The organism is Pantoea sp. B566 (assembly GCF_024793925.1).
Classification (GTDB): Bacteria; Pseudomonadota; Gammaproteobacteria; order Enterobacterales; family Enterobacteriaceae; genus Pantoea; species Pantoea ananatis.
Window position 1 is genome coordinate 2,370,097 of sequence record NZ_JANUQL010000003.1, and the last position, 12,963, is coordinate 2,383,059.

Sequence of the window (12,963 nt, forward strand, 5' to 3'; positions counted from 1 at the left end):
TTCATATTGATTAGATCACCAACGATCCGGCGCAAAATCCCCTTGCCAGTTGGTCACAATCGCATCAGGCTGCCGGTAAACACAGTAAAGGAGAGCACAATGACTGTAGCGTTACGTCCTTATAAACATCTATTCCCGCAGTTGGGTCTGCGCGTCATGGTTGATCCCACCAGCGTTGTGGCGGGTGACGTAATCATGGAAGACGATGTCGGTATCTGGCCTCTGGTGGCTATTCGTGGTGATGTGAACCAGGTTCGCATCGGCGCCCGCACCAATATTCAGGATGGTAGCGTGCTGCATGTTACCCATAAGTCTGATGCTAATCCTGCAGGTTTCCCACTGGTGATCGGTGAGGATGTTACTGTCGGACATAAAGCCATGCTGCACGGTTGTACTATTGGCAATCGCGTACTGGTTGGAATGGGGTCAATTGTGCTGGATGGCGTGATTGTTGAGGATGACGTTCTGATTGGTGCCGGGAGCCTGGTTCCTCCCGGTAAGCGGCTGGAAAGTGGTTATCTTTATGTAGGCAGTCCGGTCAAACAGATCCGACCGCTGAATGAAAAAGAAATAGCAGGATTGCTCTACTCTGCCAGCAACTATGTCAGTTGGAAGAACGACTACCTGGCCGGCGACAGCCAGATCCATCCTTCATTATCGACCTGATCGTTACGGATACAGTCTTCCGCCTGATCTTCCAAATCCCAGCGATGGTCACGAAACAGTGCCATCGCATCCCCTTCCCCGAATTGTTGGTGTAAAGCCGTCACACTGATGGCACAGGTTAGCCCCATGCCATTGACCAAAACAGGGAAACAGACAGCCATTAATGTCGTATCCAGCGTTTCACGATCTGGAAACTGGATAGCCTGATTCACGACGACAGCTCCGCTTTCAATGACGCGATCACCGGCGCAATTTCCGGCATGATGCCATGCCATAAATGAAATGCATGCGCGGCTTGCCCCACCAGCATGCCTAATCCATCCGCAAGATGCGATGAACCCTGTTGTTGGCACCAGCGCAGAAAAGCGGTTAATCCGTTCTGATAAAACATGTCATAGCAGTGTAAATCAGCATGGATTAATGATGAGGGTAATGGCGGCACATCGCCATTAATGCCACTCGATGTCGCGTTAATCAGTAAATCAAATTGTTTACCACTCAGCGCATTAAATGAACATGCACTCACCGCCCCATACTGTCCGAACGCCTTTGCCATGCTTTGGGCACTCGCAGCCGTGCGGTTGACTAGCGTAATCGTCGTTCCCAGAGAAAGCAGAGGCAGGATCACGCCACGCGCTGCCCCACCAGCCCCCATCAGTAAGACACGATCGCCTGGTTTGATCATCGACAGACGCTGAAGATCGCTGACTAAACCAATGCCGTCCGTATTGTCGCCAAGAATCTGTCCGTCCGGGCACTTTTTCAACGTGTTAACCGCCCCCGAGGTAGAAGCCCGCTCGGTCAGTTGATCGGCATATTCCCAGGCCTGCTGCTTGAAAGGTAACGTGATATTTGCGCCCGCTCCGCCTTGGGCAAAAAACGTCGTAACAGCCTCGGGGAAACTATCCACAGGCGCTTCAATACGATCATATTGAAGGGTGATCCCCGTTTGTCTGGCAAAAGCCTGATGGATTTGCGGCGACTTACTGTGGCTTATTGGGTGACCAAAAACGGCAAAATGTGTCATCTGCTAACCCTGCCGTATCTGGTTGCCGCTGATGACGTCGCGGATCTCGGAGGGATTTAACCTGCCTCCCGTGTTCCCGTTGAGCACGGGGAACGCCGGACCAAACTGCCGTTTGACTTCATCTACTGTGCGACAGGGCGGCTGCCCTGAAAGATTCGCACTGGTTGACACCAGAGGCTTGTCAAACGCCCGGCACAACGCCTGAACGTCAGGATGATCGCTGACGCGAATAGCCAGAGAATCGAATTGTCCGGTTAACCAACGCGGCGTATGCGGTGCCGCAGGCACGACAAAGGTGACCGGGCCGGGCCAGCAGGCAAACATACGTTCACGCTGCATCGCCGTTAACACGTGATCGGAAACGTAGGGCATGAGCTGGCCATAATCGGCCGCTATCAGAATCAATCCTTTTTCCACTGGCCGCCGTTTCAACGCCAACAGCGCCATGACGGCCGATTCATTATCAGGATCGCAGCCCAGGCCGAATACCGCTTCTGTAGGGTAAGCAATGACTGCATGTTGCTTCAGATGGTTCACACAATCCTGGAGTGAGCCGGAAACTGGTTGATTTTGCATGATGATGTCTTACGTCTCTTCAATGATAGCTTTGCCACAACGTTTACTGGCGCAAAAAAGCCGGGTGCCTTGCGCGGTCTTTTTTTCAACTAAAAGTGGAAATTCACAATGCGGACAACGCCCGGCCACGGGTGTCAGGTTGACGGCAAACTGGCAGGCTGGATAGCGATCACAGGAATGAAACGTTTTACCAAAGCGCGATCGCCGCTGTACCAGTTTACCCTGCTGACACTGCGGGCAATCGAGAGTCGTCTCATCAGGTTTATCGATCGTTTCTGTGTAATCACATTCTGGATAATGGCTACAGCCAATGAACATACCAAAACGGCCCTGGCGTAATACTTTATCTGCGCCACATTGCGGGCAGGCGTGACCTTCCAAAACTTTCACAACGTGCCCGTCGGCCTGGTTGCCCAGGGGCCGAATGTAATCGCAGGCAGGGTAGTTTGCACAGCCCAAAAAAGGACCGTGTTTTCCTGAACGTATAACAAGTTCTGCCCCGCAAGCGGGGCAGGGATCCTGTTTACGCACAGTGAAGAGTGCGGTTTTACTCATAACGATAATGCATCAGTGAAATTTAATGCAGCATACCTTCGTTGACGTCGAATAACAGTTCTTCCATTTGTTGGTAGGCATTTTCACATCCAGGGATGTTAAAAAGCACCATCAACACCACCCATTTAAGATCCTCAAGATCGAAATCAAGAGTATCAAGCGCCATGACACGTTCAATGACCATTTCTCGTGTTTCAAGGCTCAATACCTGAATTTGTTCCAGGAAGAGCAGGAAACCGCGGCTTTCGGCATCTAAACGCTTGCTCTCTTCATCTGTATAGATGCGCATGGAGAGCGGATCATTTGCCAGTAAAATTGGTGCGACCAGACCTTCCTGGTAGTCTGCCAATTTTTCTAACCAGTTCAACGCGTTATAAATGTCTTCGCGATGAAAACCGGCATCCGTCAAGTCATCTGTCAATCTGTCCTGATCAACACCCATTTCTGCTTCGTTGTGGATATAGGTCTCAAACAAGTACATGAGTACGTCGAACATGGCATGCCCTCCTCAATCGGACATAGCCGCCGGGTACAGCTGCGATCCATCCTGCTAACTCCAGTTCCAGCAACTGAGCTGTAATAACTGGCACAGGTTGGCCGGCACGTTCAGCGACAACGTCAACAGGTGTAACCTCATCACCTACGTTAGCCAACAGCTCGGCAAATGGCAATGGAGCATCGTCACTGGCATCAGAATAAATTTCGTCTGATTGTGTAACAGGTAACCAGTTAAGCATAGCGCGTAAATCTTCAATGATGTTATTAGGATGTGCCACCAGCATTGCTCCCTGCTGAATCAACCAGTTTGTTCCCTCACTGCCGCTGTTGCCCAATGCTCCAGGCAAGGCATAAACAGCGCGATTTTGCTCTAATGCGTAACGGGCTGTGACTAATGAACCACTCTTTAATGACGCTTCAATGACTAACACGCCCTGGCTTAATCCGCTGATAATCCGGTTTCTGCGTGGAAACCGGTGTGCCAGAGGAAGTGCATCAAGCGGAAACTCGGATATCACCGCGCCCCCCTGCTCGACAATTTCCTGAGCCAGCGCAACATGCCTCCTGGGATAGAGGTGGGCCAGTCCACTGCCCAGTACCGCAACGGTTTTCCCCCTCACGTTCAGCGCAGCACGATGTGCAACACCATCAATACCGAGAGCCAGGCCGCTGGTGATGGTGAAGCCACTGAGCGACAACGCCTGTGTGAACCCGTCACACCAGTAACGACCGGAGTGAGAGCACTGGCGGCTGCCCACCACCGCCAGTTGCGATGTACCCAGAACGGAAGGATCGCCCTTTACATACAGCAAAGGAGGAAAACAGCTGATTTCAGTGAGCTGAGCGGGATAAAGCGGATCAAGGGCGGTAATCAAATGATGTAACGGGCTTTGCGACAGCCACGTGTTTACCGTTTTCAGCCAACCCGGGGAGAGATGATGGTAATGGTGGCGCTGTGAAACCTCTAATCCATTCTGGGTCAACACATCGTCAACATCTTTGCCTTCAGACAGTTGCTGTGCCGCCTTTAACCAACGCCTGCCGGTTAAGCCCGGTATAGTGCCCAGCCGCAGTAATTGCTCCCGTTTTCTCATCTTCAAAGCCCTCTGACAAGCATCGCGTCCCTCCGCAGAATGCTGTCAATCGGGTAGTAAAAAGTCTACAATATGAGGAAGTAATCTTTCCCTTTTAGAATTTATATCTGGATATTTATGTCAGTTTTACAGGTATTACATTTCCCTGACGAGCGCCTGCGCAAAATTGCCGCGCCTGTTAAAGAAGTTAACGCGGACGTTCAGCGTATCGTCGATGATATGTTCGAAACCATGTATTCCGAAGAAGGTATCGGCCTTGCCGCGACGCAGGTGGATATTCATCAGCGCATCATTGTGATTGATGTCTCTGAAAACCGCGACGAACGCCTGGTCTTAATCAATCCTGAGCTGCTGGAAAAGAGCGGTGAAACGGGTATCGAAGAAGGTTGCCTGTCTATTCCTGAGCAACGTGCCTTTGTGCCTCGTGCCGAGCGGGTAAAAGTCCGTGCACTGGACCGCGAGGGTAAAAGCTTCGAACTTGAAACCGGTGATCTTCTTGCTATCTGCATCCAGCACGAAATCGACCATCTCGATGGTAAGCTGTTCATCGATTATCTTTCGCCTTTAAAGCGTCAGCGCATTAAAACAAAGTTAGAAAAGCTGGCGCGTCAAAATGCTCAGGCTTCCTGAGATCGGAATAAGGGATAAACGTGTCTGCTCCGCTTAAAATTATCTTTGCTGGCACGCCAGACTTTGCAGCGCGTCATCTTGACGCGCTGCTTGCTTCTGAGCATCAGATTGTCGGCGTCTTCACCCAGCCGGATCGTCCTGCAGGTCGCGGCAATAAGTTGACTGCCAGCCCGGTCAAGTCATTGGCCCAGGCTCACAACATTCCGGTATTTCAACCCCAATCCCTGCGCCCGGCCGAAAACCAACAGTTGGTTGCAGACTTACAGGCTGACGTCATGGTTGTCGTCGCTTATGGGCTCATCCTGCCAAAAACCGTGCTTGAGATGCCCCGTTTGGGTTGTATCAACGTGCACGGTTCCCTGTTACCACGCTGGCGTGGCGCCGCGCCTATTCAGCGCGCACTCTGGGCGGGTGACAGCGAAACCGGCGTGACCATTATGCAGATGGATGTCGGGCTGGATACGGGTGACATGTTGTTAAAACTCGCCTGTCCGATTAGCGCTGAAGACACCAGCGCAACGCTTTACGATAAGCTGGCAGATCTGGGTCCGGCAGGGTTGATGACCACATTATCCCAGTTACGTGACGGTAACGCGCAGGCCGTTCAGCAGGATGAAAGTCTGGCTAACTACGCAGAAAAACTGAGCAAAGAAGAAGCGCGCCTTAACTGGACGTTATCGGCTGAACAGCTGGAACGCTGCATTCGTGCTTTTAATCCCTGGCCGATAAGCTTCTTTATGGTGAATGACCAGCCGGTGAAAGTCTGGCAAGCCAGCGTCTTACCTCATGTCAACAAGCAGCCGGGAGAGATTATCCAGGCTGACAAACACGGCATTCACATTGCCACTGCCGACGGCGTGCTGAATTTACTTCAGCTTCAACCCGCCGGTAAAAAAACGATGTCAGCACAGGACCTGCTTAACTCGCGCCGTGAATGGTTTGAAACCGGCACGCTTCTGGACTGACCCTCAGGCCCGGCAAAACCGGGCCTTTTGCTTGATGGCACTATCTTATGACTAAATCAACCAATCTTCGTAGCCTGTCTGCTCAACTGATCGAACGCGTTGTCGATAAAGGCGAATCACTCAATACCGCCTTGCCCGCGGCACAGAAAAAACTCTCAGATAAAGATGCTGCCCTGGTACAAGAGATCTGCTTTGGTGTACTGCGCACGTTACCGCAGCTGGAAGCGCTGATCGGCAAACTGATGGAACGTCCCTTAACGGGTAAGCAGCGTACGCTGCATTTCCTGATTATGGTGGGCTTATATCAGCTACTTTATACACGCGTGCCCGCTCATGCAGCATTAGCGGAGACAGTGGCCGGGGCGGAGGTGCTGAAACGCGCAAACCTGAAAGGATTAATCAATGGCGTCTTGCGCCAGTTCCAGCGTCAGCAGGAAGCCCTTCTTGCCAGTATTCAGGATGGTCCTCAGCGTCATCTTCATCCGGGCTGGTTACTGAACCGGCTTCAGCAGGCATGGCCAGAGCAGTGGCAGCAAATTGTTGAGGCAAACAACCAGCGACCACCGATGTGGTTGCGTGTTAATCGCCAACATCATTCACGTGACAGCTGGCTGGCGCGCCTCACCGCAGAGGAGAAGAGTGCTGCTGTCGCCCAAGATGTGCCAGAAGCGCTGCGTCTTGCGGCGCCTGCACCGGTTACTCTGCTGCCTGGCTTTGAGCAAGGCTGGTTTACGGTACAGGATCTCTCCGCTCAACGCTGTGCGCTTCTGCTTGAGCCAAAAAACGGTGAGCAGATTCTGGATCTCTGCGCGGCGCCGGGAGGGAAAACGACCCACATTCTGGAGATTGCTCCCGAGGCACAGGTGCTTGCTGTCGATGTTGATGCCCAACGACTGAAACGCGTGAATGAAAATCTGACTCGTCTGGGGATGACCGCCGAGGTAAAACAGGGCGATGGGCGCACGCCGCAGCAGTGGTGCGACCAACGTCAGTTTGACCGCATTTTGCTGGATGCGCCCTGCTCAGCGACCGGCGTTATCCGCCGGCATCCCGACATTAAGTGGTTACGTCGCGATCGCGACATTGCCGAGCTGGCCGCATTACAACGTGAAATTCTGGATGCGACCTGGCCGCTGCTCAAACCCGGCGGTACGATGATCTATGCAACCTGCTCTGTCTTACCGGACGAGAACCAGCGGCAAATCAGCGAGTTCATCGAGCGTCACGCTGATGCGGAAGCGGTTTCATTGTCCGGCGCGCCCCTGAACGGTTGGCAGGTCTTTCCCGAGGCAGAAGGCGGAGATGGTTTTTTCTACGCTAAGCTGGTGAAACGCACGGGTCCACTCTGAAAAGGCATTGATAAGCGATGAAAATCATAATTCTTGGTGCTGGTCAGGTTGGCGGCACACTGGCAGAAAACCTGGTTGGTGAAAATAACGATATTACCGTTGTGGATACAGACTCAACGCGGTTACGCCAACTGCAGGACAAATTTGATTTACGTGTCGTGCAGGGCCATGGTTCTCACCCACGTATTCTCCGTGAGGCCGGTGCAGAGGATGCCGATATGCTGGTTGCCGTGACCAGCTCGGATGAAACCAATATGATTGCCTGCCAAATCGCTTATTCGCTTTTCAACACGCCAAATCGCATCGCCCGTATCCGTGCGGCGGACTATCTGCGCGACGCCGATAAACTGTTTATTCCTGAAGCCGTGCCCATCGATCATTTGATTTCGCCTGAGCAACTGGTCATCGACAACATATATCGTCTGATTCAGTATCCTGGTGCACTGCAGGTCGTTAACTTTGCCGAAGGTAAGGTCAGTCTTGCCGTTGTCAAAGCCTATTATGGCGGTCCGCTCGTAGGCAATCCGCTGTCGATCCTGCGGGACCATATGCCACATATCGATACGCGCGTGGCGGCAATCTTCCGTCAGGATCGCCCTATCCGTCCACAGGGATCCACCATTATTGAAGCAGGGGATGAGGTCTTTTTCATTGCCGCAAGCCAGCATATTCGTGCAGTCATGAGTGAAATGCAGCGGCTGGAAAAACCCTATAAACGCATCATGTTGGTGGGCGGCGGAAATATTGGTTTTGGCCTGGCGCAGCGGCTTGAGAAAAATTACAGCGTCAAACTCATTGAGCGTAATCCTCAGCGTGCTGCCGAGCTGGCAGAACAGTTACATGATACAGTGGTGTTCTATGGTGATGCGTCCGATCAGGAGCTGCTGGCGGAAGAGCACATCGAGCAGGTCGACTTATTCATTGCCGTCACCAACGATGACGAAGCGAATATTATGTCGGCCATGCTGGCTAAAAAAATGGGTGCCAAGAAAGTCATGGTGCTGATACAACGACGGGCTTACGTCGATCTGGTCCAGGGCAGCGTAATTGATATTGCCATTTCGCCACAGCAGGCCACGATTTCAGCCCTGTTAGGGCACGTGCGCAAAGCGGACATTGTAGGCGTTTCGTCTTTACGCCGCGGTATTGCCGAAGCCATTGAAGCCATTGCGCACGGTGATGAAACCACCTCACGCGTGGTGGGACGGTCAATTGATGATATCAAGCTTCCACCAGGCACATTGATTGGTGCGGTGGTTCGCGGCGATGATGTGATGATAGCGAATGACAACCTGCGTATTGAACAGGGCGACCACGTCGTCATGTTTTTAACCGATAAGAAATTTGTACCGGACGTCGAACGCCTGTTTCAGCCAAGTCCGTTCTTCCTGTAAAAAATTCAGGGCTGTGTCTGACATCATTTAGCAAATTGTTCGCAGCAATGGCAAATATGGCAAGCTTTGTTAAACTTTATGGCATTGGCTAAGGCAAGGAGAGAAGTATGAGTTTATTCAAAGAGTTTCGTGATTTTGCGATGCGCGGCAATGTGGTTGATCTGGCCGTCGGTGTCATCATTGGTGCGGCATTTGGTAAAATTGTTTCATCATTGGTGGCGAACATCATTATGCCACCTTTGGGTTTGCTGATTGGCGGCGTTGATTTCAAATCGTTTAGTTGGGTGCTTAAACCCGCCGTAGGTAATGCGCCCGCTGTCGTCATGGAATATGGTGTTTTCCTGCAAACCGTATTTGATTTCATCATTGTTGCTTTTGCTATCTTCATGGCAATCAAGTTGATGAACAAACTGTATAAAAAGAAAGAAGTGGAAAAACCGGCCCCCAAACCTTCAAACGAAGAACTGCTTCTGACCGAAATTCGCGACTTACTTAAACAACAAAACACGAAAATTTAAACGACGAAGCCGCTTCAACGCGGCTTTTTTGTGCCCAAAAAGCAGAAGGCCAGTGATAAACGGCTTGCTTATCACTGGCCTCCCAGTCTTTTCCTTTTCCATGTTTTGCTTTACGTTTGAAACTGCCCTTCCCTTTTTGTTTCTGTTCGACCCGCTGTCTGAAGAGAGGATCGTGTAACAATGCCTGTAAGGCGTTATCCTGTATTTGCCCTTTCGTATGGCGATAACTGGACATAATTTCTCCGTGTTGTTGATAGAAATAAGGCTGTTAAAGATGCAGCAGCCACTATTATACGCGGATGCTGACGACATAAAACATGCTAATCTGGCGAAATTTTGTGCTTAATTGCGCGGCCATATTCGCCATTCAGAAAATCTGTGCTCATACCGGCCTGACGAAGTTTAACCTTCAGCAGCAGCAGCCGTTGTGTCTGAATCAGTCTCTCAGGATCGTCAGGATCTAAATGGTGTAACAGATCGCTGACCTGCAGCGCTTCGCGCCGGAGTTCGAGTTCCGGGGGCAGGAAGCCTGCATTTTTTAACAGTCGAAATCCTGCACGCAGCTCAGGTGGAACCTGACTGTCGTCTTCAAGTTGCAGCGGCGCACCTTCGCCCGGCAGGTTACTCAGCTCGCCTTTCTCCTGCGCCGCTTTGATATGCTGTTCAACAAGCTGATCAATTAACCACATTGTTCGCCTCCTTCATAACATGACAAGCGTAGCAGACGCGGAACTGCAGACAATAAAAAACCCGCCGAAGCGGGTTTTTCACGTTGCAACAGATTACTCTGCCGCAGCTTCTGCTTGAGCTTCTGGACGATCAACCAGCTCGATGTATGCCATCGGAGCGTTGTCACCAGCGCGGAAGCCACACTTCAGAATGCGAGTGTAACCACCTGCACGGCTCGCGAAACGCGGGCCTAACTCATTAAACAGTTTTGCCACGATCTCGTTATCACGAGTGCGGGCGAATGCCAGACGACGATTAGCTACGCTGTCGGTCTTGGCAAGAGTAATCAGCGGCTCAACTACGCGGCGCAACTCTTTGGCTTTCGGCAGAGTCGTCTTAATGATCTCATGACGAACCAGAGAGCCAGCCATGTTGCGGAACATAGCCTGACGATGGCTGCTGTTGCGGTTCAGTTGACGACCACTCTTACGATGGCGCATGACCTTATCCTTCTCAGTGAAACCTTAACCTGTGATCGGGTTATTCATCAGCAATGCTTGCCGGTGGCCAGTTTTCCAGGCGCATGCCCAGAGACAGACCACGTGAGGCCAGCACATCTTTAATCTCGGTAAGAGATTTTTTACCAAGGTTAGGCGTTTTAAGCAGCTCAACCTCAGTACGCTGTACCAGATCACCGATGTAGTGGATAGCTTCTGCCTTAAGGCAGTTAGCAGAGCGGACAGTCAATTCCAGATCGTCAACAGGGCGCAGCAGGATCGGATCGAATTCTGGTTTCTCTTCTTTCACTTCCGGCTGACGTACATCACGTAAGTCAACGAAAGCTTCCAGTTGTTCTGCCAGGATGGTTGCCGCACGACGAATCGCCTCTTCAGGATCGATTGTGCCGTTGGTTTCCATTTCGATGACCAGCTTGTCCAGGTCGGTGCGCTGCTCTACACGCGCTGCTTCAACATTGTAGGCGATACGGTCTACAGGGCTGTAGCAAGCGTCAACTAACAGACGGCCGATTGGGCGCTCATCTTCTTCCGAATGAATTCGGGCAGAAGCCGGCACATAACCACGACCACGCTGAACTTTGATACGCATGCTAATAGATGCGTTTTCATCGGTCAGATGGCAGATCACATGCTGCGGCTTGACGATTTCGACATCACCATCATGGGTAATGTCGGCTGCAGTCACAGGGCCAATGCCAGATTTATTCAAGGTAAGAATAACTTCATCTTTGCCCTGAACTCTTACCGCCAAACCTTTAAGGTTGAGCAGGATTTCCAGGATATCTTCCTGTACACCCTCTTTGGTGCTGTACTCATGCAGTACACCATCAATTTCAACCTCGGTCACCGCGCAACCCGGCATTGATGAAAGCAGAATACGGCGCAGCGCGTTACCAAGAGTATGGCCAAAGCCACGCTCTAAAGGCTCAAGGGTCACCTTGGCGTGCGTCGAACTCACTTGCTCGATATCTACCAGGCGCGGTTTTAGAAACTCTGTCACAGAACCCTGCATTGTGTCCTCTCTTTGGTACTAAGCTTTACTTGGAGTAAAGCTCGACGATCAGGTGTTCGTTAATGTCCGCAGACAGATCGGTACGTTCAGGAATACGTTTGAACACACCTTCCATCTTAGCTGCATCAACTTCCAGCCAGGTTGGCTTTTCACGCTGCTCAGCCAGCTCCAGAGCGGCCTTCACGCGAGATTGCTTTTTGGCTTTCTCACGGATGCTAACGACATCATTCGGAGATACCTGATAAGAAGCGATGTTAACAACGCGACCATTTACCAGAACAGACTTATGGCTCACCAGCTGACGTGCTTCCGCACGCGTGGCACCAAAGCCCATACGATAAACGACGTTGTCCAGACGGCCTTCCAGCAGAGCCAACAGGTTTTCACCGGTGTTGCCTTTCAGACGTGCTGCTTCTTTGTAATAGTTACGGAACTGACGCTCAAGAACACCGTACATACGACGAACTTTTTGCTTTTCACGTAACTGGCCGCCGTAGTCAGACAGACGTGGCTTACGCGCACCGTGCTGACCAGGAGCTTGTTCAATTTTACACTTGGAATCAATCGCGCGAACGCCAGACTTAAGGAATAAGTCAGTGCCCTCACGACGGCTCAGCTTGAGCTTAGGACCCAAATATCTTGCCATTTTCTTTCTCCAACTATCCTAAAAAACGGGGCGTTATACGCGACGTTTTTTCGGCGGACGACAACCGTTATGAGGGATCGGAGTCACATCAGTAATATTCGTGATGCGGAAACCAGCGGCGTTCAGTGCACGAATTGTTGATTCGCGACCCGGACCCGGACCCTTAACCATAACTTCCAGGTTCTTAATACCGTAATCTTTTACCGCTTCTGCACAGCGCTCTGCAGCGACCTGAGCAGCAAACGGAGTGGATTTACGTGAACCGCGGAAACCGGAACCACCGGCGGTTGCCCAACCCAGTGCGTTACCCTGACGATCAGTAATGGTAACGATTGTGTTGTTAAAAGAAGCATGGACATGAGCCACGCCATCTGAGACTTGTTTTCTTACACGCTTACGTGCACGAACTGGTGCCTTTGCCATTATTTACTCACCCCGATTATTTCTTGATCGGTTTACGCGGACCCTTACGGGTACGTGCGTTGGTCTTGGTGCGCTGACCGCGAACCGGAAGACCACGACGATGGCGCAAACCACGGTAGCAACCAAGGTCCATAAGACGCTTGATGCTCAGGGTGATTTCACGGCGCAGATCACCTTCTACAACGAATTTAGCAACTGCATCACGCAGCTGATCAATTTGTTCTTCAGACAGCTCACTGATCTTAACATTTTCAGCAATGCCCGTTGAAGCGCAGATGGCTTTCGAACGAGTCTTACCAATACCGAAAATCGAGGTTAAAGCGATAACGGTATGTTTCTGATCAGGAATGTTAATGCCTGCTATACGGGCCACTATGCACTCCTACTATTTAATATGTACGTACCATGCCGAAAAGCCCGTTT

Annotated in this window: 19 protein-coding genes; 6 read left to right on the forward strand and 13 right to left on the reverse strand. The window is 51.3% G+C overall.

All coding sequences use genetic code 11. From position 1 onward, the window contains the following. Positions 1–99 precede the first annotated feature (99 nt). Positions 100–666, forward strand: coding sequence for a gamma carbonic anhydrase family protein (locus NYE92_RS12735; protein WP_014604879.1), 567 nt, complete (start codon positions 100–102; stop codon positions 664–666). Here the strand turns inward: NYE92_RS12735 and NYE92_RS12740 are convergent. The 6 genes from NYE92_RS12740 to dprA are packed head-to-tail and all read right to left on the reverse strand — an operon-like array spanning position 621 to position 4,416. After that, positions 621–878 (reverse strand): DUF1488 domain-containing protein, encoded by a 258-nt coding sequence (locus tag NYE92_RS12740; RefSeq protein WP_014604878.1) that lies wholly within the window; start codon positions 876–878, stop codon positions 621–623. The genes NYE92_RS12735 and NYE92_RS12740 overlap by 46 nt on opposite strands. Continuing rightward, the gene (gene aroE / locus NYE92_RS12745) at positions 875–1,693 is read right to left on the reverse strand and encodes a shikimate dehydrogenase (protein WP_013027448.1); all 819 of its coding nucleotides are present in this window, start codon (positions 1,691–1,693) and stop codon (positions 875–877) included. The genes NYE92_RS12740 and aroE overlap by 4 nt, the downstream gene beginning before the upstream one ends. Before the next feature lie 3 nt (positions 1,694–1,696). After that, on the reverse strand, positions 1,697–2,269 hold the full coding sequence (gene tsaC / locus NYE92_RS12750) for an L-threonylcarbamoyladenylate synthase type 1 TsaC (protein WP_013027449.1): 573 nt from the start codon (positions 2,267–2,269) through the stop codon (positions 1,697–1,699). 9 nt (positions 2,270–2,278) lie between these two features. Beyond that, a complete protein-coding gene (locus NYE92_RS12755; protein ID WP_013027450.1) occupies positions 2,279–2,824 on the reverse strand; it encodes a type I DNA topoisomerase in 546 nt (181 codons plus the stop codon). 22 nt (positions 2,825–2,846) lie between these two features. After that, positions 2,847–3,320, reverse strand: a complete 474-nt coding sequence (gene smg, locus NYE92_RS12760; RefSeq protein ID WP_013027451.1) for a DUF494 family protein Smg — start codon at positions 3,318–3,320, stop codon at positions 2,847–2,849. After that, the gene (dprA, locus tag NYE92_RS12765; RefSeq protein WP_041457833.1) at positions 3,292–4,416 is read right to left on the reverse strand and encodes a DNA-protecting protein DprA; all 1,125 of its coding nucleotides are present in this window, start codon (positions 4,414–4,416) and stop codon (positions 3,292–3,294) included. The genes smg and dprA overlap by 29 nt, the downstream gene beginning before the upstream one ends. 117 nt (positions 4,417–4,533) lie before the next feature. Here dprA and def point away from each other — a divergent pair, with 117 nt between their 5' ends. The 5 genes from def (at position 4,534) to mscL (ending at position 9,272) form a co-directional block, all read left to right on the forward strand. Beyond that, the gene (def, locus tag NYE92_RS12770) at positions 4,534–5,046 is read left to right on the forward strand and encodes a peptide deformylase (RefSeq protein WP_013027453.1); all 513 of its coding nucleotides are present in this window, start codon (positions 4,534–4,536) and stop codon (positions 5,044–5,046) included. Between the two features lie 20 nt (positions 5,047–5,066). Next, positions 5,067–6,011 (forward strand): methionyl-tRNA formyltransferase, encoded by a 945-nt coding sequence (gene fmt / locus NYE92_RS12775; RefSeq protein WP_013027454.1) that lies wholly within the window; start codon positions 5,067–5,069, stop codon positions 6,009–6,011. Between the two features lie 47 nt (positions 6,012–6,058). Beyond that, complete coding sequence (gene rsmB / locus NYE92_RS12780) at positions 6,059–7,360, forward strand: 16S rRNA (cytosine(967)-C(5))-methyltransferase RsmB (RefSeq protein ID WP_014604875.1); 1,302 nt, start codon at positions 6,059–6,061, stop codon at positions 7,358–7,360. 17 nt (positions 7,361–7,377) lie between these two features. Beyond that, complete coding sequence (gene trkA, locus NYE92_RS12785) at positions 7,378–8,754, forward strand: Trk system potassium transporter TrkA (protein ID WP_013027456.1); 1,377 nt, start codon at positions 7,378–7,380, stop codon at positions 8,752–8,754. Between the two features lie 107 nt (positions 8,755–8,861). Further along, positions 8,862–9,272 (forward strand): large-conductance mechanosensitive channel protein MscL, encoded by a 411-nt coding sequence (mscL, locus tag NYE92_RS12790; RefSeq protein ID WP_013027457.1) that lies wholly within the window; start codon positions 8,862–8,864, stop codon positions 9,270–9,272. Here mscL and NYE92_RS12795 read toward each other — a convergent pair. The 7 genes from NYE92_RS12795 to rpsM form a co-directional block, all read right to left on the reverse strand. Further along, positions 9,247–9,507 (reverse strand): alternative ribosome-rescue factor A, encoded by a 261-nt coding sequence (locus tag NYE92_RS12795; RefSeq protein WP_013027458.1) that lies wholly within the window; start codon positions 9,505–9,507, stop codon positions 9,247–9,249. The genes mscL and NYE92_RS12795 overlap by 26 nt on opposite strands. Positions 9,508–9,592: 85 nt before the next feature. Further along, positions 9,593–9,961 carry a DnaJ family domain-containing protein gene (locus NYE92_RS12800; protein WP_014594754.1) on the reverse strand — a complete coding sequence of 123 codons (369 nt, stop codon included), beginning with the start codon at positions 9,959–9,961 and terminating at the stop codon, positions 9,593–9,595. Positions 9,962–10,054: 93 nt separating this feature from the next. Beyond that, positions 10,055–10,441: a 50S ribosomal protein L17 gene (gene rplQ / locus NYE92_RS12805; protein WP_003850180.1), complete on the reverse strand. Its 387-nt coding sequence runs from the start codon at positions 10,439–10,441 to the stop codon at positions 10,055–10,057. Between the two features lie 40 nt (positions 10,442–10,481). Then, on the reverse strand, positions 10,482–11,471 hold the full coding sequence (locus NYE92_RS12810; RefSeq protein WP_007891688.1) for a DNA-directed RNA polymerase subunit alpha: 990 nt from the start codon (positions 11,469–11,471) through the stop codon (positions 10,482–10,484). Positions 11,472–11,496: 25 nt separating this feature from the next. Beyond that, on the reverse strand, positions 11,497–12,117 hold the full coding sequence (gene rpsD / locus NYE92_RS12815; RefSeq protein WP_013027460.1) for a 30S ribosomal protein S4: 621 nt from the start codon (positions 12,115–12,117) through the stop codon (positions 11,497–11,499). 33 nt (positions 12,118–12,150) lie between these two features. Continuing rightward, the gene (rpsK, locus tag NYE92_RS12820) at positions 12,151–12,540 is read right to left on the reverse strand and encodes a 30S ribosomal protein S11 (protein ID WP_004160563.1); all 390 of its coding nucleotides are present in this window, start codon (positions 12,538–12,540) and stop codon (positions 12,151–12,153) included. A 16-nt stretch (positions 12,541–12,556) separates the two neighbouring features. Further along, positions 12,557–12,913 (reverse strand): 30S ribosomal protein S13, encoded by a 357-nt coding sequence (gene rpsM / locus NYE92_RS12825; protein WP_003850176.1) that lies wholly within the window; start codon positions 12,911–12,913, stop codon positions 12,557–12,559. Positions 12,914–12,963 lie beyond the last annotated feature (50 nt).